This window comes from Methanothermobacter sp. THM-1, from assembly GCF_009914355.1.
GTDB lineage: Archaea > Methanobacteriota > Methanobacteria > Methanobacteriales > Methanothermobacteraceae > Methanothermobacter > Methanothermobacter wolfei.
Genome location: NZ_CP044013.1, coordinates 859221 through 885370 on the forward strand (window position 1 = coordinate 859221; position 26150 = coordinate 885370).

Consider the following 26150-nt stretch of genomic DNA (forward strand, 5'->3'; position numbering starts at 1 on the left):
GTGGGTAGGGGCTGTTTTAACCCCTTGGTTCCTTTGCCTTGTATCTTAATCCCTTGTAACCGCACTTCCTGCATGTCCTTGCAGTTGGTGGGTTTCTTGCGTTACATTTAAGGCAGATCTTGATATTGAACAGTCTGTTCTCTGCTTCTTCAAACCTTGCCATAATTAGCCTCCTATGAATTTTTTCTGAATCTCTACAACCTCAGAGCTGTCAGATGCCCTGGAGTAAGCTTCAAGCAGTTCACGATTGAGGTCTATAAAATGAGGACCCCACTTGAAGTATGACATTATGTCAGAGGCTATATCTTTCAGTCCAACTATATAAAGGGTTGCTGCCACAGCCTCTGCAGTTGAAAGTATGCATGGTCTGCCATAGTTTGTGGGGTTTGCAGCCACAAGGAAGGGGAGGGCCCTGTGGTTACGTGCTGTCTGGAATATGACAGAAGACTTCCTGACCCTCTTCCATGAACAGTCAAGTGCTGCGATACCCCTCCTGAGTACCATGTCCCTGTCCTCTGGTGAGACAGCCTTCTCTGCGAAGGGGTTGAGTACAAGGGCACCCCTCGGTATCTGGTTTAGACTGTTAACTATTTTAAATTTTCCCTTCCTGCCAAGCTTGAGGCTTGTGCATTTCTTCCTGTCGCATTCCTCTGCATGGTAGACCACAATCTTCATCAGGCTGATATTGTCTGTCCAGCTATAAATAATTTGGATTCAGCGGGCCTGGAAGACAGCCCTCTCATGTTCCATTATACTCTCAATGGCTGTTGATGGGTCTTTAAGGTTTTCAAGGTCATAGTAGCTCCCACCGGATGCGAGGGCCACCTCCATGTTGAAGTCCCTTCCGCCCCTGACACCCCTCTCAAAGTTTATCACGATTGATGGTATATCCTCATCCCTGAGTCTTGATGCGGCATCAAGGGCCTCCCTCCTGGGGTTCCTGTTAAGGCCGACGTTGGGCATTCCATCACTGAGTATGACCATGAGGGGGACGTATTCCTTCCTTCTCTTCTCGGCCCTGAGTATCTCAAGGCCCCTCTCTATCCCCTGGGCCATGGGGGTGGTGCCCCCCACCCTTATACCGTCAACCACCTCCCTGAAGGATGCGCCGTGGGAGGTTGATGGTATTATAACCTCGGCGTCCCGCCCCCGGAATCCAACGACGCTTATCCTGTCATGGTGCCGCTGGGCGTCCTCTATGAACCTCTCTATAAGGCCCTTGACCATGGAGGCCTTCCTCTCTGAGAACATTGAACCGCTTATATCCACCACCAGGACTATGGATGCCCTTGCACCGTGCTTCCTTATCTTCTGGCGGATGTCCTCATCCCTGACCCTTATGTCACCCCTGGAGTGGGCGGCAGCTGCCCTTATGGTTGCATCGATGGCCACATCAGTATGGTCTCCCCTGGGGAACCTGCTCCTGACGTATTTTCCCCTGCGGGTCTTCGATTCAACCCTGCTACCGTACAGCCTCTCCTTCTTCTTACCCTTCAGTTTAAGGAGTTTCTTTATGTCAACATCCACATCCTGAGTTTCAGGGGTTCTCCCTGACTCCGTGGTGAGGGCCATGCCCCTTCCGCCGGTTCCGGTACTCCCTGTGTCCCCTTCTTCAGGGGTATCATCAGGTGGTGTCTCGGGTTCACCCGGGCCCTGATCCTCAGCCTCCGGGGGTGACCCTGATTCATCACCTTCAGGGGAGGAATCTGATTCATCCCCTCTGGAATCATCATCAGAACCCCCATCATCCTCTGACTCCTTCTCCATCTCCTCCCTGGCCCTCTGCATTTCTCTTCGTGTGTTCTCACGGTTGTATGTCTTACCCGGGATCCTCTCCCCCAGGACAAGGATTATTGCCTCCTCAACATCCTCCTCATGCACCCTCCTTCTTCCACTGAAGGCTGCAAGGGCCCTGGCGGTGCGTACGATTGCAATGTCCGACCTGTGGCCGTCAACACCGGCATCCACACAGACCCTTGCTATGAGTTCAAGGAGGTAGTCATCTATGGTGACTGCAGGAAGGAGTTTTCTTGCACCCATTATCCTCTCAAGGAGTTCCCTCTGGCTGTCCCTGAACCTCTCAATGAAGCCCTCAGGGTCCTGCTCGAATTCATCACGCCTCTTCATGATAAGGACGCGTTTTTTTATGTCGCTGATTGTGCCCACATTTATATGTATACCTATCCTGTCCGAGAGCTGGGGCCTGAGTTCACCCTCAGCCGGGTTCATGGTCCCCACCAGTATGAACCTGGAGGGGTGCTGGAGTGATATGCCCTCCCTTTCAACCGTGTTCACACCGTAGGCTGCTGCGTCAAGGAGGACGTCGACGAGGTGGTCGTCCAGGAGGTTTATCTCATCCACGTAGAGTATGTTCCTGTTCGCCTCTGCAAGTATCCCTGGCTCAAGGGCCTTTATACCCTCCCTTATGGCCTTCCTGATGTCAAGGGATCCGACAACCCTGTCCTCGGTTGAGCCGAGGGGGAGTTCAACCACCCTCATCTTCCGGTATTCAACCTCAAAGTCGCCTTCACGGCACAGATCACATGCTGATTCAGGTTCATCCGGGTCGCAGTTGAAGGGACAGCCCTTCACCGTCCGGATGGATGGCAGGAGATCCGCAAGTGCCCTTACAGCCGTCGTCTTACCGGTACCCTTATCCCCCTTTATAAGAACCCCGCCGATGGCAGGGTTTATAGCGTTAAGTACAAGGGCCTTTTTCACCTTTTCCTGTCCTACTATTGCTGTGAATGGAAAAACAAGGTTCTTCATTAACTCACCCGGTCATATGGACCTGTAATATTCTATACCGGTTCTGAATAATAAGTTTTTACGGTCCCCTGTATTACAGTATTCTCCACGGGTAATCCATGAGCACGAACTCAACACTGAAGACCAGTAAATATCCCTCAGCCAGGAGTACATCCGGGTAAAGTAGATAAATGATGCAAGATATAGAATTCAAAGGTGGTAGATATGTGTACCGTTGGAGGTCCAATGGCCGATATAGACATCAAGAAGATGAAGACAAGGAAGTGTAAATGCCTTGACTGTGGAAACGAGTTTAAGGGTGTTGGAAGGCGGGTGATATGCCCGTCCTGCCAGTCAGACAACGTGGAATGTGAAGGATAAGGGTGAGGGCACTGGATTTCAGGATAAAGGAGGACGAAATCCTATTCATCGAGGCCGAGAACGGTACAGTGGGTGTTATACAGTCTGGAAGGCAGAGAACACTGTTTATGAACACCCCTGAAGATGAGATAGCCCTCTTCCTTGAACCCAATGACCTTATAGTTATATCCGCCTTCATGTCTGGTGAAGGGGCAAGGAGGGGTATCATGGCCCTTGCATACCTCCTCCTTGAAATGGAGAACCCCCTGGTGGTGCTCCCCGAGAACCATCCAGGTTCAGGGAGACTCAGGATGGTTGTATCCGCAGCCGACACCATAAACCTGGACTGCAGCATAACACCAGGGACCCACCCGGACCATCACCTCCTCTGCTCCTGCCCTGAACTTACAGGGGTGGAGATAACCGGGAGCGATGGCAACATACACCTGAAGAACCTCCCGGAAACCGTTAGGGTTCATTCCATGAGGCTCCGGTGGCCATGAAGAGCATGACATGGGACTCTGTCTTCACAGATGAAAATATTTAAGTTCAAGTTACAGAACCTATAAATGTGAAACATTATGATAACTGAATTCTATCAGATCTTCGGACAGCTCGTATTCCTTGCAGGAGTCTGCCTACTCCTGATGCTGGCAGCAAGCCTCTTCCTTGGAAGGCTGCTTTTGAAGGAGGACAGGCTCATATTCCCTAAACTCCTTCTTATCACAGTTGACATGTTCTACGGACCCTTCAAGAAGTTCTCAGAATCGCTGGGGCTTAACAGCAGAATCGTTGACCAGATAGGCGTTGAGGTGAGGAACAAGATAAACGAGAAGAGGTTCAAATCAATACCACCCGAGGACAAGGCCCTTATATTACCCCACTGCCTCAGAAACCCCCACTGTGAGGCCCGCCTTGAGAGGGTGGGGCTTGTCTGCACCGGCTGCAACCGCTGCATCATAGGGAAGCTCAAGGAGAGGGCTGAGGGGATAGGTTACAGGGTATTCATCATCCCCGGCTCCACCTTCATAAAGAATATCCTTGAGGAGCACCGCTTCAGGGCCGTCCTGGGTGTTGCCTGCTACCAGGACCTGAACCTTGCAATGATGAAGCTGTCAAAGTTCTCGCCCCAGGGGGTCCCCCTGCTGAGGGACGGATGCTTCAAAACAAAGGTTGACTTCAGGACCGTCCTCGAGAAGATGGGGGTTGAGGCCGAAGTCAAAAGACCAAGATCCTGCATGAGCAATCCATCCAGGGAAACCCCCACTGAATAAATTTCAGCACGGTGAAACCATGGACATACCAATCACAGACAACCATATACATGTTGATGCAATTAATGGTGAGGGCCCCCTGGAGGTGGCCAGGAAGTTCCAGAGGGCCGGCGGCAGGAGGATGATAATACCCAACAAGCCGTCATGGACCGTGAATGCCGGGACAGACTACAGGAAGACCATGGACACCGTACTGAAGTACGTTGACATCATAAACAGGGAGACTGAGGTTGATGCATACGCGGTCGTCGGCCTCCACCCTGCAGAGCTATCAAGGCTCCTTGAGGCCGGTAAGGAACTCAGGGAGGCTGAGGAGATGATAATGGAGGGCCTTGAGTATGCAAGGTCCCTTGTACTCGAGGGGAGGGCCGTTGCCATAGGTGAGGTTGGAAGGCCCCACTACCCTGTGGGTGAGGAGGAACTGGAGGCCCACAACAGGCTCATGCTCCTTGCCATGGAATTCGCAGCCGAAGCCTCCTGTCCGGTACAGCTCCACACCGAGAGCTCCGGGCCGGAGGAGTTCAGGGAGTTTGCAGAGATGGCTGACAGGGCAGGGATCAGGAGGTCCATGGTGATAAAGCACTTCTCAGGGCCCTGCACCAGGAGGGAGGAGAACCATGGACTAACCCCATCCCTGATAGCATCAAGAGATGTGGTGAAAAAGGGTATAGAGAAGGGTGGCTGCTTCCTCATGGAGACAGACTACCTGGATGACAGGGGAAGACCTGGAGCCGTCCTGGGACCAAAGACCGTGCCAAGGAGGACCCTTGAGTTCCTGGATAAGGGGATATTCAGTGAGGAGGATGCATACAGGATACACCAGGACACCGTTGAGGGTCTCTACGGGATCTGATAAAACAAGCTTAACTCCACCCCAAATAAAAGAATACCCTTTCTTGATCTGATAAAACAAGCTTAACTCCACCCCAAATAAAAGAATACCCTTTTTTTAATGGGATCCTCCCAGTATGAAGCTTACAATGCCTATCAGTATGCCTATAATAACGATCTCAAGGCTTGTTTTGTAGATGTTCTCCCTTGAAACACGTCCAAGGTATAGGCCAAGGCCCACCAGGGCTATCAGGCATAGTATGACCGTGACCATGGTTGCCGTGACCCGGTCAGGTATCAGAAGGAAGGGGAGTACGGGTACAAAGGCCCCCATGAAGCTTGAGAACCCATGGGTGAACATGCTCATGTAGACCCTCCTCCTTGCCTGCTGGTGGATTATGGTATCGTCCAGTTTACCCTCAGCCATCATCATCTTCCTTTCAAGTTCCCTCATGGTCCTTGTCTCCTCCGCCCTTTCCCCGATAAATGAACCGAAGGCGTTGGAGAGCGCCAGGGCTATGCCTCCGCTTAGACCCGTCAGGCCTATCAGGTAGTTGTCAACCGCAAATCCCCCTGCACCGGCAACTCCACTGGCTGTGAGGGTGACCCCCATAACTGCAAGGACACCATCAAGGGTTCCAAGCGCCACATAGCGGCTCATATTGATGTATTCCCTTATAAATTCACGCAGATCCATCATAACCTTCACCACGCATGACTTAAGAGCATATTTCCTTCAATTCACAGGGGACCCGTCATGACCTTCCCGGCTCCATCCTCAGACACCATAAATCCATCAGCAGATCCTATCCCCTTCCAAGGTCCCTGTGGGCACGTGCAAGGTGTCCCGCTGCAAGGGCGCCCATAAGTGAAAGCTCCCCTGCAAGCACGGCGCCGCCAACGATCTCTGCAAACTCATGGACCTTACCCGAACCCCTCACACCCATTATGTCAAGGCACTCGGAGGCTGTTTCAAGTCCGGTACCGCCCCCGACGGTTGCCAGGGGGACATCGGGGAGGGACACCGAAAAGTAGAGGTCCCCATCACGTTCCTCTGCAAGGGTAACGCCAAGGCTACCCTCAACTATATGGGCCTCGTCCTGCCCCGTGGCAAGGAATACTGCACCTATGATATTGGCGTAGTGGGCGTTGAACCCCATGTTCCCTGCAGCTGCAGACCCAACAAGGTTCTTTGCTGTGTTAACCTCAGCTATCGACTCCGGTGTTGCCTTCAGCACCCTCTCAACAGTTTCCCCGGGTACCGTGACCTCGGCAACAAGGCTCTTACCCCTACCCTCAACAAGGTTAAGGGCTGATGGTTTCTTATCAACACAGGCGTTTCCGCTGAGGGCTATGACATGGGCTCCGGTCTTCTCTGTGAGGAGTTCAAGGGCCTTCTCTGTGGCTATGGTGACCATGTTCATCCCCATACTGTCACCTGTACTGTATACAAAACGGGGGTAGACGTAGGATCCCACCACGATGATGGGGTCTATCTTGAGGAGTTTACCGTGTCGTGTAGTTGACTCCGCCTCCTCCCTGAGGGCTTCAATGTTATCCTGCATCCATTTCCTCAGTTCAAGGGCCTCTGCAACAGAACCAGTCTTTATAACCGGGGCCCGGGTCATGCAGTCCCCTGTTACCCTCACGGTGGCCCCGCCTGAAGCCGTGATGACGGAGCAGCCCCTGTTTACCGATGCAACCAGGGCGCCCTCAGATGTTGCCAGGGGTACGTAGTAGCTTCCATCAGCGTGCTCACCATTTATCTTAAGGGGCCCTGCAACCCCGAGGGGTATCTGGATTACGCCCACAGGGTTCTCTATGTTCCTTGCGGAGGCCCTCTCCATGTCTATACTGTAATTTGCTATGTGCCTTAAGCTGGCCCCCGAGACCCTTTCTATGAACTCCCTCCTTACCCTGACGGCCTCATCAGCCGGGAGGTGCCTCTCAAGTTCATGGAGTTTCATCCTTCCATTTAGAAGATCATCAATAAGTGACATGATAAACCAACCCTCCAATCAGCTAAAGTTTTTCATCAAGTAACATGAGAGCCCTAAAGGATCTCCCTGATATGTTCCACCACTGCTGAGGGCTGGTCAACCACCACAGCCCCTGCAGCCTCAAGGGCCTCCCTCTTGCTTCTGGCGGTTCCCTTTCCACCCTCGATTATTGCACCAGCATGGCCCATCCGTTTACCCGGCGGGGCTGTTGCGCCTGAGATGAAGGCAAGGACCGGTTTTGACATGTGCTCCCTTATGTAATCGGCGGCCCTTTCCTCTGCATCACCACCTATCTCGCCTATGAGGACCACTGCGTCTGTATCAGGGTCCTCCTCGAATTTTTCAAGGACGTCAATGAATCCAAGCCCGGTTACAGGGTCTCCGCCTATACCCACACATGTGCTCTGGCCGAAGCCCGCCTCGGTGAGCTGGGCGGCGAATTCATAGGTGAGGGTGCCGCTCCTTGAGACTATCCCTATCCTGCCCTCATCAAATATGTGGGTTGGCATGATGCCAAGCTTACCCACACCTGGTGTTATTATGCCCGGAGTGTTGGGACCTATAACAGTCTTACCCATCCTCCTTGCGTACTCCATTATCTGCATCGAGTCGTGGACCGGTATGTGCTCTGTGATGATAACAACAAGGTCAAGGTGCCTTATTGACTCAAAGGCCGCGTCCTTTGCAAAGGGTGCCGGTACGAATATTATGGACGCGTTGACATCCATCTCCTCGGTGACCTCCTCGACCGAGTTGTAGACGTTGAGGCCCAGGAATTCTTGACCACCCTTCCCGGGTGTTACGCCTGCAACGATTCTTGTACCGTATTCAAGCATCTGTTCAGTGTGAAATGATCCCTGTTTACCTGTTATGCCCTGAACCAGGCATCTGGTATCTTCATCAAGCAGTATCATGATAGATCCCCTCCAGAGTATATTGGATGGACATAATAATAATTATTTCTCTATATACACAGGTCCTGTGAGACCCTAAAACCGGGGCGCGCTGCGGATTGATTCCTGTTCTTTCATACCCTGAGTATCCTCGTCCTCTCCTCAAAGGGCACTGCAAGGTCTATGAGATTACCGTTAAGGAATGCTGTTGCAGATACTATCACGCTTCCGGGTATAACATAGGAGGGCGACCCCCTCTTCACCAGGTAGACGTTCTTGTGTCCAAGGGCTGCCCCGATCATTGCCCCTGCTGCGACACCAACGCTCTCAATGTCCTCTATGGTCGCAACAACCACAGGGTCATCTGTCTTATCTGAAACATAGCCCACACCGGGGATTTCCCTGACCCCTGGAGCTATCTCATCACTGACATCGGTAACACCCCCCATACCCCTCGCGGCTTCTATTGCTGAATTTGCAACGTCAGCAACAAAGTCCTCACCACCATAGGTATCGAAGGCGAGTATAACTGCATCGGGGTAGCGGTCCTGCCTTATCACCGCCTCGGCATATGATATGCCCTCCCCTGCACCATCGGGTTCATCTGATATGCCTTCAAGGTCCCCAAGACTCTCTGATGAATCCCTCAGTATCTCAACTATTGCCCTGTTGACGGTTTCAAGTTTATCATCGGGTACGAAGGCGCTTATTACCACATCATCCCCTGTTATGTTTGTCAGTGCTGCGCCCTCTGCACCTGCATCAAGGAGACCTGGTATGGAGGCCTCCAGTGACCTTATAAGTTCCATGCTGCAGCTCGTATCATTGTCAGATATGTCTGCGCCTATTGAAGTTATCTTCAAAGAAATCACCTTAACCTAATTTAGAGTGAAGAGATAAATAGGTTTCACATTCAAAGAAATCACCCTTCTTCAGTGAGAATGTGATGGCCCATGAGGGATATGTAAAATTTTATTACCGCAAAGGACATATATAGATTTGCAGAAAATCTTTATTTCTCAGATAACCATAAGGAAGGAGAACCATTTAAAATGAAAACCAGGATCTGCGTCCCAGTATCCGAAAGAACACCTGAACTTGCACTTGAATCAGCAGGCAGAGCCATTGATAAGGGGGCTGATCTCCTTGAAATAAGAATTGACACCCTCAGAGAACCTGACCCTGACTCTGTGAAGGAACTGATAGATGATATAGGGTTTCCGGTGATAGCAACCTGCAGGCCGCCATCAGAGGGCGGCCAGTACAGGGGTGGTGAGGATGAAAGGATAGTCCTCCTTGAGGCCGCTGCAGAGGCTGCTGATTATGTTGATGTCGAACTGAGAACGGACCAGGAGCACATCATGAGGGTTACAGGGAAGGCCGAGAGGAGTATAATTTCCTACCACAACTTCAATGAAACACCATCCCTTGATGCCCTGCTGAGGATTGTCAAAATGGAAAAGGAACTGGGGAACATGGCAAAGGTGGCTGTGATGCCAGAAAACATGGCAGATACCCTGGTGGTTCTCCAGTTACTTGCAGTTGAGGATGAAACCATCGCCATATCCATGGGGGAGATGGGCAGCTACACCAGGGCCGTCTGCGCCCTCTTCGGCTCACCCATAACCTTCGCATCCCTTGATGCCTCAACAGCCCCCGGGCAGATGGACCTTGAAAGGACACGGACCCTTATCGAGAACCTGATACTGGAGGATGATTAGAATGAAGAAGCTGGCTGTTGCTCTTATCGCGGTTATCCTGATTGCAGCTGCAGGCATATTTTATTATGCTGAGAACGCCGATGCGGTCGATATCACCATAAAGACGGATGGGGTTAACATTACAGTTGAGGCCAGGACAATGATGTTCACAAGTGCCCCTACTGCAATGGAGCAGGAGATCGGTAATTACATGGCGGATGTGATCAACGACCCTGACAGTACCGTTGATTCGATAAAGGCTGATGTGAAGGAAATAGCTAAAGAGTACGGTTACAGGAAGATTGATGTGAGGATAGAATCCCAGTTCGGTGTCGACCAGCTGCCGATGCCCGCGGTTGTGAGCGGTGACTCAATGTACCCGACACTCAGGGATGGACAGGAACTCATAGTGCTTAAAACCGATGATTACAGGGTCGGTGACATTGTAATCGCAAAGCACCCCGAATATGGCCTCATAGTAAAGAGGGTGGGTAAGATTGAAGGATCAAGGGTCTACCTCATGAGTGATAACAAGAAGGTGGAGCGAATCTACACTCCAACCTCAGTGATTGTGAGGACACCCCTGAATACATGGGTGCCACGCTCAGCCATTGTTGGTGTTGTGAAGAAGTACTGAGAAGCTCCTTACCTATTTTTCTGATTTCATTTTTTTTAAATATAAGTGTATGTGGATGGAATCTCCTTCTGAATCTGCTTAAAAATTAAAATGTTCCCCTGGTGAACTCCAGAAGCATGTCCAAGGATTGAAATGTTCCCTAAGTAAACTCAGAGAGCCTCCGTATCTTCTTAACAGATTAAGGTTCCCTAAGTAAACTCAGAGAGCCTCTGTATCCTTTTAAGCATGTTCGGGTGTGTTGATATGAGTTCAAGTATCCTTGCACCTGCACCGACCCTGACGCCTGTGTACTTCAGTCTCTGGAGTTCCCCTGGACTTATGGTCCCATCCATGTCCATGTCAAGCTGTCTGAGGTCGTTGATCTCGTTCCTGGCATCCGTGACGTCGTTGAGGAAGAAGGCCTTCACGCCTTCAATTTGCTTGAGGTCGTCCCTGTCAAACCTTGCAGATCCATAGACCAGCTTGTAGAGTGCACTTGCAAGTTTGTGGGGCTGACCCCCAATTTCAATGCTCCCCTGGTCCGCATAGTACTCCCTGGTCCTTGAGATGAAGAGGACTATGAGCTGGCCAAGGAAGTATGCCAGTAGCGCTGCAAGGCCAATCAGGCTTGCATCATCGTCCCTGCTGTAGAGTGTGCTCCAGAAGATGTAGTAGCATATGAGTGGAACCGCACTCACAAGGGTCATTACTATCATGTCACTGTGCTTTATGTGGGATATTTCATGTCCGAGGACTGCCCTGAGTTCCTCCTCATCAAGGAGGTTGAGTATACCCCTTGTTACACACACCCTTCCATCTGATTTGCTTCTTCCGAAGGCGAAGGCATTCGGCACGTCTATCTCAGCTATACCAACCCTTGGTTTTGGTATCCCTGCGTTCATTGCAAGTTCCGACACCATGGCATGGAGCCTCGGGGCCTCCGCCTCTGTAACGTAGTGTACGTTCATGGTGAGTTCCACTATCTTGGGGGATATGAGGTACTGGATGAATACTATTCCAAGGCCCAGGAGGGCGTAGAAGAGGGGGCCTCCAAAGCCCATGAAGGCTCCTATGGCAATCAGTATGGCGTAGATTATTCCAAATAGGAGTGCTGTGGCAAGGAACATTCTGAGTTTAAGTTTCCATGTGCTGAGTTTTCTCATTTTGGGGTTTTCCTCCGTTCAGCAAATATTAGTTACAAACTGTTATTTTATTCAAGGCTAATATAAATTTTTCGTGTTTTATTAACCTGGTTTATCAACGAGAAACACCATATAAATGTTTGGGGGTGATGTGGTGAATAACCTGAGACTGGGTATAATCCTGATTGTATTTGCACTTGCTGGCTGCTCACATGCAGTTAAGATTGGTGAGGGAAACTATGGCTGCATGGAAAAGGAGCACTCTTGAAACAAGAGCTCCAATGAAACCATAGCAATCATAATAGACGTCCACCCGGGGAATACTGTGTGCATAACGCCCTAAAATACCAGTTAAGGAAGAGCAAACTGAAGAAGAGATACGTGTATCATGTACATGTTACACGAAACCCCCTGAGCTTCTCAGGAGGGCCTATGAGGGGTCAGCTCCCTGCAAGGGACTTCGTGGTACCTGATGTCAGGAATGAAAAAACCCATGCTTGTTGTTGACACTCAAGGGAGGCTGGAGACTTTGTCTCATACTATGGGAATGAAAAACCCATGCTTGTTGTTGACTGTCATGAAAACCGTTACATGGAAAGTGGATACGCGTATCCAAGGTTCATATACCCCATATCAAAGGGTACCGCCACCATGAACTATGGAAACCAGATTGTATCAAGGATGCCATTCCTCAGGATTTACACACCTCCACAATCCACAAGTCCGGCCTACGTCACCATACCCATCGCATCCATGGGATACAGTACCATCATATATGAGGCCTACGCCTACGACACCTCTGAAAGGAAGCTCTGCGAAGCTGCAATGTTAATAGAATCCCTTGACAGCCTTAAAAGGGTGAGTGTCAGTGAAACAAAGGTCATATCAAGTTACCCCACCACTGGTGCAATCACTCCACGAAGAACCATGATAAAGGTGAGATTCTCAGAGAGGATCAGCAGTGGCAAAAACTGGAACCGGATCGTACTTAAAAACCAGCGCGGTCGAAGGGTCTACATTAAAAAATGGGTGAAGGGTAACACGCTCTATATAAAACCATCCATGCTCAGTAAAAACACATCTTACACCCTCACAGTTCCTTTCGAGGCCGTGAAAGGCAGCTCCCCGATAAAAACCTGGAGCGTCAGTTTCAGGACAGGGAGAAAATAAAAACTTTTTTTATCAGTAAAGGGATTCTGTTCACATGCAGAATCCTATTCCTCAGAAAAGAAACAGAAAAAACACCTTCTTCCAAATAAAACAGATTCCACACCCCTACAGAACACCATTCCTCAGAAAAGAAACAGAAAAAATAAAAACCTTTCTTATAACTAAAAAAACCCAATCCCCTACAGAATACCATTCCTTTTAAGTATCCTCCGGGGGTTCCTTACCAGGGCATCCTCAACCTCAGATTCTGTTAACCCGGCCCCGAGGCCCACCTTCTCTGCCATGTCATAATCAAGCAGGTCCCCGGGTGCATGGGTGTCCGTGTCAATGACAACAGGCACACCAACCTCCCTTGCTGTGACCGCCACATGACCGTTACCAAGGCAGTGCCCCTTCCTTGCGCTTATCTCAAGGGTGACATCATTCTCAAGTGCAGCTTCAGCATCCTCCACACTTATAAGCCCTGGGTGGGCCAGTATATCAACCTCTGGACAGTTAACGGCTGCATGGTTGGTCCCGGGTATCACCGGCTCCACGAGGGTCTCCCCGTGGACAACTATAACCTCAGCCCCCAGCCTCCTTGCCCTCACAGCAAGTTTATCAATTATCTCAACAGGGGCATGGGTTATCTCAGCCCCGGGGACCACATTGATGTCCCAGTTATCACTTATATCGGACACGGCATCTATAAGCCCCTCGATGGTGCCTATGTTTGATGCATCCACATGGTCCGTTACCGCGATTGCCTCATGTCCAAGTACACACGCCCTCCTTGCCAGTTCAGATGGCAGGAGCTCGCCATCACTCAGAAGGCTGTGGGTGTGGAGATCTATCCTCTTCCTAATTTTAATGCCCCTCCTAACAATTATATTACCTTATGAATATATCACCTAACAGTTAGATTCTGTTCATGGAAGTATTTAAATGAAGGCTGCTGTCTTTGTACCATCACACATAACAGGCTTCTTTGAAATCATAAGGAAGGATGACCCCCTCAGGACAGGGTCCCGGGGGGCCGGCGTTGTCCTTGACAGGGGTGTCATGACCCGGGTCAGGGCGTTAAGGTCTGAGGATAAAACCAGGGTCGTGATAAACGGAAGAACCGTTAAGGATGACCCCGTCACCCGCAGGGCGGTTGAACTGCTAAGGGAGCATACCGGTTTCAGGGGCGGTATCAAGGTCTGCCATAAAATCCAGGTCCCTGTGGGGTGCGGTTTCGGGACATCGGCTGCCTGTGCACTTGGAACCATCCTTGCAGCTGTAAGGGAACTTGAACTGCCGGTAACCGTGAACACTGCAGGTGCAATCGCCCACAGGGTGGAGGTGGAGCTTGGGACAGGCCTCGGAGACCTTATAGCTGAACTCACAGGGGGCATCGTTATAAGGACAAGGGAGGGACCCCCAGGCTATGGTGTGACGGACCGTATAGTTGACCAGGGCCTCCATGTCATATCCCTGACCCTTGGCGAGCTTGACACATCATCCATAATCACCGATGCCGGCCACGTGGAGCGCATAAACAGGACGGCCTCGGGGATGATGAAGAAACTCCTGAAGGAACCCTCCCCTGAACTTTTCATGAGGCTCTCACGTGAATTCGCAGAGAGAACAGGACTTATAAACCCTGAACTCAGGGAGATGGCTGATTCAATGGCTGAGGATACAGTCGGGGCCTCAATGGCCATGCTCGGCAACACGGTGTTCGCACTCTCAGAGAACCCTGACACTGAAATTGAAGGTGCGACGGTATCAGGGATCGACTTTTCAGGTGCAAGGTTCATAGACTGAATCTGGAGGCCATTACTGATTATAATGAACATATATGTGGATTTAAGGGGAAACCACTTTAAATTAGAAGGTTATAAAAAGTTATGGGGTGTGATCACCCATGAAAGGGAAACTATATGGGTGGTCAGCGCCATAGTATCGGTAGGAAGGACCATGAAAGTAGTGGCAAGGAAAAAGGAACCAGTCCAGTGACCGGACCCTATCACAGAAGGAAAGAAGTGATCCGATGATCAGGATAACCTATGACATCAATGTTTACAGGAAGGTCCTCAGGGAGATCCTTGAACCCCACCACACAGTGGTGGAACTGGGATGCCATGTGGGGAACTCCACCCGCATCATCTCAGACCTTGTACCCGAGGGAAGGGTCATAGCCATAGATAACAGTCCCGAAGCCATCAGCATAATGGAGGACCTCAGCAGGAAGACAGGGAACGTTGAATTCATATCAGGGGATGTTAGACTTCATGAAACCCTTGAAAGGGTCTGTGAAATGATTGAATCCTGTGATGTCCTCAGCGTGGACCTTGGCGGTGGTTATCACCCTGATACAACCTTCAAGGTCTACTTCATATGGTCATCCACACTTAAACCAGGGACCTCGATAATAAGGAACCGGGGACTCCTGGACTTTGTATGCTCATCCATGACTGAAGAGTCAATCACCTCAAGGTATGGATGGCTTGAGTCAAGCGGGGATGCCGGCATCCCCCTCGGCTCAGGGAATTCAAACTCTGGTCCAGCAGGATCTACAAGGAGGGTGCTGATGATAGGTAAAAGGATTAGAATTGAGAGGATAATAAACCGGAAAACCGGCAGGACCGTTATAGTGCCCCTTGACCACGGTGTATCCATCGGACCCGTCCGTGGAATAATAGACATGGCAGGCACCATAGATGACGTGGCAAGTGGCGGTGCCAACGCCGTCCTCATGCACAAGGGGATGGTTAAAAGCGGCCACAGGGGATACGGGAGGGATATTGGACTTATAATACATCTCTCTGCAAGCACGGGCCTTGGCCCTGACCCGAACCATAAGGTGCTCGTCACCTCGGTGGAGAAGGCCCTTAAACTCGGTGCTGACGCCGTCTCTGTCCATGTGAATGTTGGCTCTGAGAGGGAGCCTGAGATGCTCATAAAGCTGGGTACCGTTGCCGAGATCTGTGACGACTGGGGAATGCCCCTCATAGCCATGATGTACCCCAGGGGTGAGAAGATAAAGGATGAACACGACCCTGAAGTTGTTAAACTGGCAGCGCGTGCAGGCGCTGAGCTCGGAGCAGACATAATAAAGACAAACTACACAGGTGACCCTGAAACCTTCAGGGAGGTTGTGAAGGGATGCCCCGTCCCGGTGGTCATTGCAGGGGGCCCTAAGATTGAAACCGAGGAGGAACTCCTCCAGATGGTTAAAAACTCCGTTGACGCTGGAGGAGCCGGTGTAGCAATAGGAAGGAACATCTTCCAGGCAGATTCGCCTGAAAAAATGACAAGGGCCATTGCAGGGATAGTCCATGAGGGGATTGAGGTTGAAGAGGCCGTTAAGATACTCAGGGGTGGCGATTGAGGATGAAATTCGCCTGGTTAATGGCACCCGACACCTACTGGGATGAGAAGAAGACCTTCATAACAGCCGCCCTTGAATCAGGGATAGACCACATCGTTGATGTTTCAGATGCAGAGAAGATAAGGAAACTTGGAAACCTCACCATCATATCACCCGATGAGGATGCCGACATAGTCCTTGTAGGGATTAACGGTGAGGGTGACGGGACCCTTGAACTCCCGGAATCCCTTGAATACTCAAGGGACGCTGAAATAGCATTCGAACTCAAGGGTGAGGGTAAGAGGGTTGCCGCCTATGTTGAGATAAGGAGCAAGGCCCATGAGGAACTTGCAAGGCGACTTGGGCGCACGGTGGACTACCTGATACTGGTGGGTGAGGACTGGAAGATCATCCCCCTTGAGAACATAATCGCGGACCTTCAGGGCGAGGATGTTAAACTCGTGGCGGCCGTGGCTGATGAAGAGGAGGCCAGGGTGGCCCTTGAAACCCTTGAACACGGCACAGACGGTGTCCTTATAGAACCTGCAGAAATATCACAGATAAAGGCCATAGCAGAACTCCTTGAGGAGATTGAAAGCGAAAAGTACAGCCTCAAACCGGCGACAGTTACCCGTGTGGAGCCTGTTGGTTCAGGTGACAGGGTCTGTGTGGACACATGTTCAATGATGGTCCCCGGCGAGGGCATGCTGGTTGGAAGCTACTCCGGTGGACTCTTCCTTGTCCACAGCGAGTCCCTTGAAAGCGAATACGTGGCATCAAGGCCCTTCCGTGTCAACGCAGGACCGGTCCAGGCCTACGTCATGACCCCCGGAGGGAAGACAAAGTACCTTTCAGAGCTTGAAACCGGCGATGAGGTCCTGGTGGTTGACTCCAAGGGCAGGTCACGGGTCGCTGTGGTTGGAAGGGTTAAAATAGAGAAGAGGCCCCTGATACTCGTTGAAGCAGAGTACGAGGATAGACGTGTGAGGACGCTCCTCCAGAACGCTGAAACCATAAGACTCGTGAATGATAAGGGGGAAGCTGTCTCTGTCAGCGAAATATCTGAGGGAGACAGGGTCCTTGTTTACTTTGAGGACTCAGCAAGGCACTTCGGCATGGCCATCACCGAGACCATAATTGAGAAGTGAACCACCTTGCAGCGTAAGGACCATCAAACATGAATAATGGCTTGAGGTGATGGTGCCTAACATGTACAGCGTAAGGATCATCACACCCCTGGAGAAGGACAGGCTACTTGCTGAAATAGACACACGGCTCATTGAGAGGAAGGCAAACCTGCATGGTGCCTGTGTCAAGCTCCTTACAGATGACCTATCCTTCAAGGAGGAATGGGAGGATAACTTCAGGTTCATGAGCGATGATATCAGGCCCCATGCAAAGGTATTCGCTGTCTCGGATGGTGGGGAACTATCCGTGTCCTATGAACCGGTCTCAAAGACGGTTATAATCAAGAACATGGACTACTATGGATGGGTTAAGAGCATAGCCCTTGCAGCCGTTGCTGACTTCTTCGAGGAGTACCATTCAGAGCACCTCCGCTACTCTGTCCATGGCTCAGTCATCGATGTAGAGGGTCATGGTCTCGCCATCATAGGACCTCCCGGTACCGGAAAGACAACCCTTACCTACGGGATGCTCCTTGATGATGCCTGCAGTTACATATCAGATGACTGGTTCTTCACAAGACTCTTTGAGAACGGCGCCCTTGCCTATGCCTCAGAGAAGAACTCCTACATACGTGATGATATAGGCAGTGTCTGGGAGGAGTACTCTGAGATCATAGAGGATGTGAGTCTTGACAGGAAGGGCCGGGGAATCGTGGATATCAGCAGACTCTTCGGTGACAGTATAAGGGAATCAACCACCCTCAGAAGGGTTGTACTCCTTGACAGGACCCCTGGAGAGCCGCCCTTCAGGAGGCTGAACCCTGAGGCCGGGCTGAGGTACATGCTTGAGAAGGACTTCTGCAACCCACACCAGCTTGTAAGGGACCCTAGGAAGATGGAACTGAGGAAGATGTTCTTCAGGGAGCTCTTCGGCAGGGTGGAACTTTACATGCTGAACACCATTGAAACACCCCACAAGAGCCTTGAAAGACTTAAAAACCTGGAGGAGTGAGCAGTGAAGGTAAGGGCTTTCCTTGCAGTCGATGTTGATGAGAAACTGAAGGACAGGATAATTGAGGTCCAGGAGAAACTGAAGGGTGCCGATGCCCAGATCAAATTCGTTGAACCCGAAAACCTCCACTTCACCCTGAAATTCTTCGGGGACACCGGTGAGAACAGACTTAAAAGGATAGGGAGAATCGTGGATGAAACCATAAGTGAATATGAGCCATTCAGAATCCATATAAAGGGTGCCGGGGTTTTCCCGAACCCCAGGTACATACGTGTGGTCTGGCTCGGTGTTGAAGACCCTGAAACATTCTCCAAACTTCAGGAACACCTTGACACTGGTTTCAGGGGGATTGGCTTCAGACCCGAAAGGGACTACGTACCCCACCTCACCATTGGAAGGGTTAAGGGTCCCAGGAACAGGGAAAAGCTTGCGGATATAATCTCAGACCTTGAGGAAGTGGATATCGGGTCCATGGAGGTCAGGGAGATAGCACTCAAGAAGAGTGAACTCACACCTGCAGGACCCCTCTACTCGGATATCCGGGTCTTCAGGCTTTAAACTTCTTCTAAGTTAAAGGTGTCCAGTACACCTTTGGAGCGTGTTTACCATGGACTACAGGGATATACTCGATGACATAAAACCGGATGAAGAGGAATATCAGCGTGTTATGAACCTGTCAGGGAAACTAACCGGATGCATAAACAGACTGGCATCAGGGGAGGGCCTGGATGCAGAGGCCGTCCTTGTGGGCTCGGTTGCCAAGGGTACATGGCTCTCTGGCGGCGCCGATATAGACATATTCATCCACTTCCCCCTGGATACCCCTGAGGAGGAACTCAAAACCACCGGCCTCCACCTGGGACATGAATGTATAAGGAGGTTCCACGGGACCCCTGAGGAGCGCTACGCATCACACCCCTACGTTACAGGGCACATAGATGGATACGAGGTTGACTTCGTCCCCTGCTACCGTATAGAGGATGCTTCAGAGCTCAGATCAGCTGTTGACCGGACAATCCTCCACACCAGGTACATCCAGACAAGGCTCAGGGAAGAGCAGAGGGATGAGGTGCTCCTCCTCAAGCAGTTCATGAAGTCAACAGGTACCTATGGTTCAGAGTTCCGCGTCGGTGGCTTTGCAGGTTACCTTGCAGAGCTCCTCATAATACACTACCATGACTTTGAGGGGGTCCTGGAGGGGGCCCTTGAATGGAGGCCCGGCCATGTGATTGATATTGAGGGTCACGGGACCGGTGAAAGGTTCACGGAGCCCCTGGTTGTGGTTGACCCCGTGGACAGGAACAGGAACGTGGCAGCGGCCCTGACACTCCAGAGGATGTCTGAATTTATAACCGCTGCTAGGAACTTCCTCAGGTCAGGGAAGAAGGAATACTTCACCGGACCGGAGTACGCATCGGATCCTGAAGCCATCATGGAGACCTGCAGGATGAGGGGCTCAAAGGTAATCCTGGTGTCCATGGGGGTGCCTGATATACCTGCAGATGCCCTGTACCCCCAGCTCAGGAAGACCATGGACTCCCTGCTCAGGAGACTGGAGGAGGAGGGCTTCAGGGTTCTGAACGCTGATTACTGGAGTGATGAGGAAAAGGTTGCTGTTATAATCCTTGAAATGGAGGTCTGGATGCTTCCATCATACAGGAAGAGATACGGACCCCCTGTATGGGCCCGCAAACATTCAGAGAGGTTCCTTGAAAGGAATGAAATGGTCTGGGTTGAGGGTTCAAGGCTTGCTGTTGATTCACCAAGGAGACACAGTTTCGCGGTGGATTTCCTTGAGGACCTCCTTTCAAGTCCGGAGAGGCTCAGGATGGGTAAACACATAGGTGCAGAGATAAGGAGGGGTTTCGGTGTCCATGTCCTTGAGGATTTCATTGAATCAGCGGGGCCCGGCTTCATAATGTTCCTTGACTCCTTCCTGAACCCATGGAAGAGACTGATAAGGCAGTAACTGCTGGATAAAAAGTCATCTCTAATTTTTTTCATGAGATTAAGGTCAGAGTTTTTTAAGGATAAATTGACTTTTCCCCGACGATCCATGAAACAAAAAAACAATCCTTTTCTCCAGCTCCTTCCTGACCCATTCCATCACCTTAACCCGCGATTTCAAGTCTCTCCTCTACTCTTTCCCTGTCATAGAGTTTATAGGGGAGTCCCTGGGCAGCGTCTGGATGGCGCGGGATAATGATATCAGATTCAGCTTCTGAGACCCCTCATAAATTCCTCTGGCATGTTAAGTTCATTTTCCAGGAAAATCAGATAATTTGTGGAACCAGGGGATGCTCTTTTTTGTGGATATACAGTGCCTTCAATGCCCTTTTTTCAGCGGCCTGCTGTGATAAAAATGCTGTTATATAATATTCATTGATTTTAAGGTTTTTAGCAGCGCCCTCAAAGTCCTTTTCTGCCTGTTCCCAACAGTTATAAATTCCTCTCCCTATAACTAAAATCTTTGACCGCACAATATTAATCCTTTTAATAGTAACACTTGAGGAGCAGAAACTGAAACAGATACCCCGAAAAAACACAATATTAATCCTTTTCATTGTAACACCCTGTCTCAAAAAATAAGGTGAAATGAGTGCTCACTCTTTTAATTCCAGTGTCCTGATACTGGAGGAACCTTAATTTAGTGTTCCATGATGTGGTTGATTTCCTTGAGGACTCCTTTGAGCTGAGGCCGGATGGTTAAACATAGGTGCAGATATAGATGGCTTTTGGTGTCCATGTCTTGAGGATTTCACCACAGGTTCATGATTCATAAGTAATCTTCAGTGAGCCATAAGCTGTATTCTCCATATGTCAGTGAGAGAATCATCCTCCTGATACCCATGATCATACTTTATTTTTATTCCACTGTAAATTAGTATTACTTTTTTATTTTTATATAGTAAAATATTTATTCTTTGAAGATTTTACTGAATAAAGGAAGGATTTTAAGTAATAAAACCCTTCATGTCTGCCATGCCCTGAGTGCTGGCAGACCTGCATTGAAAACACCGAAAAATTACCCCTGCTGAGACTTAGTGTCGTCTAAGCAGGAAACCCCTCTCCAGAGGGGAAAATAATAGAAAACAAATTTAAAGGAGGTGAAAATGTATGGGAAGACATGTGATTTTACTATTAACGGCATTCTTCATACTGGCATTCACAGGAACCGTGGCAGCAGAAGATTCACAGGGAAGTACGAACAACAGTTCAGGGCTGAACTCTTCTGAGATACATTGCCTAATATTATCATGGGACACAAGCGCTGGACAGTACCAGATCCCTGCAGAAAACGTGATGAAAGAATATCCTAATGTAAAGATCCAGATTAGAAGTGTTTCACAGGCCAATCAAAATCTAAGTGAAATCCCAGAACTCATTGATTGGGCGCATCTCATCTACCTTAACAATATCCAATCAGGTGCACTGGCTAACACGATCTTAAACTTAAATTCAGGTGGCAGGCTTCATGGAAAAACAATCGTGGCAGAGCCCCTCCCCTATTTCTGTTACCCTATCATCCGCCTTACAAACATCAACAACACAGAATTCGTGGATATAAACGGAACCCCCCTCACAGATCAGCAGATACAGCAGATATATACAGCAATATCATATTCCCCCAATAGCCTACAGGTACTGGCGGGTTTCCAGCAAAGATACCCAAGACTCTATTCACTACTCCAGATCAGAAAATATTGGACTGCTGAAATGGCATGTACAGAAAACAGGATGCAACAGTTACTCTACATGTTAGCAACCGCATTTCCAGGACTTGGATTCCAGTACAAAGAACCAGTACCCGGAACATTATACGGAATTTACAGGGATCGTAAACTTTACACCAACCTCACTGAATACACACAGCTCCACCTCAAACCAGGGAGACCAACCGTTGGTATAGTGGCATGGATGTCCACCACATGGGAAAAGGGAGATCTTGAGTTGTATGATTCCCTCATCAGGGAATTTGAAAAACAAGGAGCCAGCGTAATGGTCCTATTTGGCCAGGGAAACCCCACACAGGGTAATCATATTTTAAATGGGATTAAAGAATATTTCATCGACAATGAAACAAATAAAAGCCGTGTCGATGGGATAATACATTTCACATGGCTCCTTGGCGGTGAAACTTCACGAGCAGCTATTGATGAACTACTAAACAGATACGGTATCTTGGTATTTGAGCCTATAACATCATACATGGATATTGACACATGGGAAATTTCAGAGGGCGGTGACTGGTCAACAGCAACCACCATGGCACTTAAAGAAACCCAGGGACAAATAGTACCTATTATCATAGCTACACAGCAAAATATAATCTGCCCAAACACAGGCCTCCTCATGAGCTTGACCAAACCAGTAGATGAGAGAATAGCCAAATTCATAGAGACTGTGAAAAACTGGATAAATTTACGATATCTGCCAAATACAGAAAAGAAGGCGGCACTGATCTACTATAATTATCCGCCAGGTAAACAGAACATTGCCGGTGCCGATTCACTCAACGGCCTAGAATCAATACTTACAATACTTAACCTATTAAAAGAGAACGGATACAACGTAACAGGGATCCCGGAGAATGTTGATGAACTCATCAACCTCCTCATGACAAAGGGGAGAACCATTGCAACATGGGCTCCAGGAGAACTCGGAAAATTAGCAGAAGACGCAACACTTTACCCTGTGGAACGTTTCATGGAATGGTACAGTAAACTCCCGGAGATAACAAGAAAACAAATGGAAGAAGGTCCCTTTGGTTATATAGAGTGCATAGCAAAAAAGATAATCGCAACAGAAAATAGAACATCCTCATTCATCGACACTGCAAATACCCTCATTGACCACTGGTATAAGGCAATGCTCTCGACCATCGATGAAATGGGATCAATGCTAACCAGTGAAAAGATATCAGATGCAAAAAACCTCGTTGAAAGGACGCATGAGATATTACAAGGTCTCCTGGTCAATTCCGGCAGCTTAACAGAACTACAAATTATTAAAAACCAGTTCATTGCACTGCAGATACCAGGGCTCTGTGGATGGGGCGCCCCACCAGGAAATATGATGGTTGTTGAAAAGAACGGTACAAAATATTTTGTAATACCCGGCATACGGCTTGGAAACATCTTCCTGGGACCTCAACCACAGAGAGGATACACAGATCCAGGCATGTTATACCACAGCACTATAGTCCCTCCAAATTATCAGTACCTTGCATTCTACGCGTATCTACAGACAGAATTCAGCGCCGATGCTGTTATACACCTTGGGAGGCACGGGACCTATGAATGGTTACCTGGCAAGGATGTGGCCCTCTCCGGGGCAGATTACCCTGACATCTGCATATGGACCATGCCATCAATCTACATCTACACAATGGACGGTGTAGGAGAAGTATTACACGCCAAAAGAAGAGGTCTGGCAGTTAGCATCAGCCATTTAACACAGCCATTTGCACTGACAGCATTAAATGACGATCTTCTAGCCCTTAAAACACTCACAGAGAGGTACATGACAAGTACGGATGATTCTCAGAAAATACAACTGCTTGAAATGATAAAAGAGTCTGCAAGAAAGCTCAACCTAGATACCTTTATAGATTTAAATGCCTCAGGAGCTGAAATCGCCGATAAAATCCATGATTATATTATAGAACTAGAGAGTACTGCCACGCCCCTCGGTTTACATGTATTCGGTAAGGACTGGACCCGAGAACAGGTTACCTCCCTCGTCACGACCATGGCAAAAAAGATAAGTTCCATAGCACTGGGCTCCAATAACTTCACTACCCCGGCGATGGTGATTGAAGGCATGCCAGCGAATCTCACAGATATCATAGGAAAATTCTATGATAATATGGGACTCAATGAGATAATAAATTATCTCCAAAACAGTACCGGAGGAACCTTACCGAAACAGAAATTCAAAGCCTCCAGAACATCTACAGATACGTCAATGATGTTAAAACAAGTCCGGCCAGAGAACGTGAAATGCTACTTAGAGCCCTAAGTGGTGGATACATCCCCCGGTCCGTGGTAACGATCCAGTAAGGACACCGGATGCACTTCCAACAGGCGGTAACCTCTATGGTCTTGACCCGCAGAAAATCCCCTACTGGGATGCCTACCTCAATGGCAAGAAAATGGCAGAAGAAGCCCTGAAAAGTTACAATACAACACCATCACAGCTTGGCGTCGTACTATGGGCCACTGAAACCCAGAGGGACAGCGGCGCAACCATAGGCTTCATACTGTACCTAATGGGACTTGAACCAATCTATCAGCAAGGGTACCAGAGTGGCAATGTCCTTGGTGTAAAGGCCATACCACTCAGTGAGCTTGGAAGACCAAGAGTAGATGTCCTCGTAACCATCTCAGGTATATTCAGGGAGACATTCCCACAGTGCACTGTTCTGCTTGACAGGGCCTTCAGAATTGCAGTCGCAGCATCATATAATACCCTCCTCGCTGAAATAAACAAGGAAACAATAGCCGAGCAACTCAAAGCAGCATTAAATGCAACCATGATGACGATCCAGAAGGCTGGTTTATTCGTGCCTGGAAGTGACCCCCTTGAGATGAACTACATTGCAAAGCATTGGCTGGAAGATACGAAAAAATTATTACAGGCAGGCGTACCAGCAGAAGATGCGGGTAAGATGGCTATATCCCGGATATTCGGACCTGCGATTGGAGAATGGGGAGCTAAGGGCGTGCGTGAAGGACCACAGCTAGCATGGACGTGGAACGACCGCCTCGAACTTGCAGACACCTACATCCACGATATGCAATACGCTTACAGAGAAGACGAACAAGCAACACCCCTTGGAGAAGTATTCACAATGAGACTGTCAGACGTGGAAGGAGTATATCACTCAAGATCCACCAATGTTAGGGGCATACTCGACCTGGACCACAATTATGAATTCCTTGGGGGATTCGGTATCGCAGTGGAAAAGATGAGTGGTAAAGCACCGCAACTATTCATACTTAACCAGATAGGCGCTGAACCACACGTGGAGACACTAAGTAAATTCATCAACAGGGACCTGCAGACAAAGCTTTACAATCCCCAGTGGATCATTGAAATGATGAAGGAAGGCTATGCAGGGGCATCATACCTCTCAGGTCAATTCATTGACAACATGGTGGGCTGGGAGGTGCTAAGACCAGATTCAATCACCGATGAAATGTGGAACAACGTCGTAGACATCTATTTAAAAGATAAATACAATCTTGGAGTCACAGAATGGCTGTCCATAGGTAACAATGCCTATGCAATGATTGGCATCACAGGTAAACTCTTAACAATGGCGCACAAAGGTTTCTGGCATACGGATGATGGAACTCTCAGGTTGGTGGCTAACACATGGGCTAAACTGATAGCTGAGCATGGTGTTTCTTGCTGTGATTGCAGTTGCGGTAACATTGCCATGATGCAGTGGGCCATGCAGTATGTGAACCCTGACCTCCTTGCAAGGGTCAAAGCTCAGATATATGCCGCCACAAGAAGCGCTGCCTTTGCATCACAGGAAACTCCTGATACATGGAATCCGGACACATCCTCAAATCCTGGAGGTCAGCATGGTGGTGTTTCACCCGGTGAAACATGGAATACCCATCCATCAGGATCCTCACAGACAGGTGGCAGTCCAGCCACCCCTGGAGCAGCCAGCCAGTCAGCCACGCCCGGAGAAACAGGTGAAACAGCACCTTCTGGTCAGGGAAGGGCATACGAGGTCAGTGAAATGGGAAGATCATCAGCATCAGCTACAGGACTACCGCTATATGCTGTGTTTGGAGTCATAGCTCTAGTAGCCCTTTTAGGTGCAGGTTACTTCCTCAAAAAACCATGAAAATTTTTTTCTCTTTCCTTTTTTGTATTTAAACACATCATGTCCTCTAGTTTCTCCTCAAAAAGCATCACCGGCT

General features: G+C 49.3%; 26 protein-coding genes and 1 pseudogene. 17 read left to right on the forward strand and 10 right to left on the reverse strand.

Annotation, left to right across the window (positions count from 1 at the left end; all coding sequences use genetic code 11):
• Positions 1-16: 16 nt before the first annotated feature.
• From FZP57_RS04425 to FZP57_RS04435, 3 genes are read right to left on the reverse strand one after another with little or no spacing between them, the layout of a single operon-like run.
• A complete protein-coding gene (locus FZP57_RS04425; protein ID WP_115892287.1) occupies positions 17-163 on the reverse strand; it encodes a 50S ribosomal protein L40e in 147 nt (48 codons plus the stop codon).
• A 2-nt stretch (positions 164-165) separates the two neighbouring features.
• The gene (locus tag FZP57_RS04430) at positions 166-675 is read right to left on the reverse strand and encodes a DUF367 family protein (protein ID WP_115892286.1); all 510 of its coding nucleotides are present in this window, start codon (positions 673-675) and stop codon (positions 166-168) included.
• Between the two features lie 39 nt (positions 676-714).
• Complete coding sequence (locus FZP57_RS04435; RefSeq protein WP_074358953.1) at positions 715-2769, reverse strand: VWA domain-containing protein; 2055 nt, start codon at positions 2767-2769, stop codon at positions 715-717.
• A gap of 204 nt (positions 2770-2973) precedes the next feature.
• On the opposite strand from FZP57_RS04435, the gene FZP57_RS04440 reads away from it, so the two are divergent.
• The 4 genes from FZP57_RS04440 (at position 2974) to FZP57_RS04455 (ending at position 5235) form a co-directional block, all read left to right on the forward strand.
• Positions 2974-3129 (forward strand): hydrogenase maturation nickel metallochaperone HypA, encoded by a 156-nt coding sequence (locus FZP57_RS04440; protein ID WP_145924529.1) that lies wholly within the window; start codon positions 2974-2976, stop codon positions 3127-3129.
• A gap of 2 nt (positions 3130-3131) precedes the next feature.
• Positions 3132-3611: a hypothetical protein gene (locus FZP57_RS04445; protein ID WP_191215970.1), complete on the forward strand. Its 480-nt coding sequence runs from the start codon at positions 3132-3134 to the stop codon at positions 3609-3611.
• 78 nt (positions 3612-3689) lie between these two features.
• The gene (locus FZP57_RS04450) at positions 3690-4382 is read left to right on the forward strand and encodes a DUF116 domain-containing protein (protein WP_191215971.1); all 693 of its coding nucleotides are present in this window, start codon (positions 3690-3692) and stop codon (positions 4380-4382) included.
• Positions 4383-4401: 19 nt separating this feature from the next.
• Positions 4402-5235: a TatD family hydrolase gene (locus FZP57_RS04455; protein WP_191215972.1), complete on the forward strand. Its 834-nt coding sequence runs from the start codon at positions 4402-4404 to the stop codon at positions 5233-5235.
• A 96-nt stretch (positions 5236-5331) separates the two neighbouring features.
• Here the strand turns inward: FZP57_RS04455 and FZP57_RS04460 are convergent, their stop codons facing one another.
• The 4 genes from FZP57_RS04460 to FZP57_RS04475 form a co-directional block, all read right to left on the reverse strand.
• A complete protein-coding gene (locus FZP57_RS04460) occupies positions 5332-5910 on the reverse strand; it encodes a TIGR00267 family protein (RefSeq protein ID WP_074359753.1) in 579 nt (192 codons plus the stop codon).
• A gap of 109 nt (positions 5911-6019) precedes the next feature.
• A complete protein-coding gene (hmgA, locus tag FZP57_RS04465) occupies positions 6020-7213 on the reverse strand; it encodes a hydroxymethylglutaryl-CoA reductase (NADPH) (protein ID WP_074358957.1) in 1194 nt (397 codons plus the stop codon).
• Between the two features lie 53 nt (positions 7214-7266).
• The gene (sucD, locus tag FZP57_RS04470; protein ID WP_074358958.1) at positions 7267-8127 is read right to left on the reverse strand and encodes a succinate--CoA ligase subunit alpha; all 861 of its coding nucleotides are present in this window, start codon (positions 8125-8127) and stop codon (positions 7267-7269) included.
• A 113-nt stretch (positions 8128-8240) separates the two neighbouring features.
• The gene (locus FZP57_RS04475; RefSeq protein WP_074358959.1) at positions 8241-8969 is read right to left on the reverse strand and encodes a hypothetical protein; all 729 of its coding nucleotides are present in this window, start codon (positions 8967-8969) and stop codon (positions 8241-8243) included.
• 189 nt (positions 8970-9158) lie between these two features.
• On the opposite strand from FZP57_RS04475, the gene aroD reads away from it, so the two are divergent.
• Positions 9159-9827, forward strand: coding sequence for a type I 3-dehydroquinate dehydratase (gene aroD / locus FZP57_RS04480; protein WP_074358960.1), 669 nt, complete (start codon positions 9159-9161; stop codon positions 9825-9827).
• A 1-nt stretch (position 9828) separates the two neighbouring features.
• Positions 9829-10443, forward strand: coding sequence for a S24/S26 family peptidase (locus FZP57_RS04485; protein WP_074358961.1), 615 nt, complete (start codon positions 9829-9831; stop codon positions 10441-10443).
• Between the two features lie 188 nt (positions 10444-10631).
• On the opposite strand, the gene FZP57_RS04490 is transcribed toward FZP57_RS04485, so the two are convergent.
• Complete coding sequence (locus FZP57_RS04490; RefSeq protein ID WP_074358962.1) at positions 10632-11585, reverse strand: zinc metalloprotease HtpX; 954 nt, start codon at positions 11583-11585, stop codon at positions 10632-10634.
• Positions 11586-11891: 306 nt separating this feature from the next.
• Here FZP57_RS04490 and FZP57_RS09410 point away from each other — a divergent pair, with 306 nt between their 5' ends.
• A complete protein-coding gene (locus tag FZP57_RS09410) occupies positions 11892-12071 on the forward strand; it encodes a hypothetical protein (RefSeq protein ID WP_238337824.1) in 180 nt (59 codons plus the stop codon).
• Positions 12072-12122: 51 nt separating this feature from the next.
• Positions 12123-12734 carry an Ig-like domain-containing protein gene (locus FZP57_RS09415; protein ID WP_238337825.1) on the forward strand — a complete coding sequence of 204 codons (612 nt, stop codon included), beginning with the start codon at positions 12123-12125 and terminating at the stop codon, positions 12732-12734.
• A gap of 179 nt (positions 12735-12913) precedes the next feature.
• Here the strand turns inward: FZP57_RS09415 and FZP57_RS04500 are convergent, their stop codons facing one another.
• Complete coding sequence (locus FZP57_RS04500; RefSeq protein ID WP_074358963.1) at positions 12914-13579, reverse strand: histidinol phosphate phosphatase domain-containing protein; 666 nt, start codon at positions 13577-13579, stop codon at positions 12914-12916.
• Positions 13580-13658: 79 nt separating this feature from the next.
• On the opposite strand from FZP57_RS04500, the gene FZP57_RS04505 reads away from it, so the two are divergent.
• From FZP57_RS04505 to cca, 7 genes and pseudogenes are all read left to right on the forward strand, one after another.
• Positions 13659-14522: a pantoate kinase gene (locus FZP57_RS04505; protein ID WP_074358964.1), complete on the forward strand. Its 864-nt coding sequence runs from the start codon at positions 13659-13661 to the stop codon at positions 14520-14522.
• Positions 14523-14748: 226 nt separating this feature from the next.
• A pseudogene (locus FZP57_RS04510) lies at positions 14749-15299 on the forward strand (class I SAM-dependent methyltransferase).
• Positions 15289-16089, forward strand: a complete 801-nt coding sequence (locus FZP57_RS04515; protein ID WP_074358966.1) for a 2-amino-3,7-dideoxy-D-threo-hept-6-ulosonate synthase — start codon at positions 15289-15291, stop codon at positions 16087-16089. The pseudogene FZP57_RS04510 and the gene FZP57_RS04515 overlap by 11 nt, the downstream one beginning before the upstream one ends.
• A 2-nt stretch (positions 16090-16091) precedes the next feature.
• On the forward strand, positions 16092-17216 hold the full coding sequence (locus FZP57_RS04520; RefSeq protein WP_191216587.1) for a 3-dehydroquinate synthase II: 1125 nt from the start codon (positions 16092-16094) through the stop codon (positions 17214-17216).
• Positions 17217-17277: 61 nt separating this feature from the next.
• Complete coding sequence (locus FZP57_RS04525; protein WP_191215973.1) at positions 17278-18207, forward strand: HPr kinase/phosphorylase; 930 nt, start codon at positions 17278-17280, stop codon at positions 18205-18207.
• 3 nt (positions 18208-18210) lie between these two features.
• Positions 18211-18765: an RNA 2',3'-cyclic phosphodiesterase gene (thpR, locus tag FZP57_RS04530; protein ID WP_074358967.1), complete on the forward strand. Its 555-nt coding sequence runs from the start codon at positions 18211-18213 to the stop codon at positions 18763-18765.
• 49 nt (positions 18766-18814) lie between these two features.
• Positions 18815-20176 (forward strand): CCA tRNA nucleotidyltransferase, encoded by a 1362-nt coding sequence (gene cca, locus FZP57_RS04535; protein WP_074358968.1) that lies wholly within the window; start codon positions 18815-18817, stop codon positions 20174-20176.
• 304 nt (positions 20177-20480) lie between these two features.
• Here cca and FZP57_RS04540 read toward each other — a convergent pair whose 3' ends face one another.
• Positions 20481-20771, reverse strand: a complete 291-nt coding sequence (locus FZP57_RS04540) for a HEPN domain-containing protein (protein ID WP_074358969.1) — start codon at positions 20769-20771, stop codon at positions 20481-20483.
• 553 nt (positions 20772-21324) lie between these two features.
• Between FZP57_RS04540 and FZP57_RS04545 the strand changes: the two genes are divergently transcribed.
• Entirely contained in the window at positions 21325-24228 is a 2904-nt protein-coding gene (locus FZP57_RS04545; RefSeq protein ID WP_191215974.1) for a cobaltochelatase subunit CobN, read from the forward strand.
• A gap of 7 nt (positions 24229-24235) precedes the next feature.
• Entirely contained in the window at positions 24236-26074 is a 1839-nt protein-coding gene (locus tag FZP57_RS04550) for a cobaltochelatase subunit CobN (RefSeq protein WP_191216588.1), read from the forward strand.
• Positions 26075-26150: the final 76 nt, after the last annotated feature.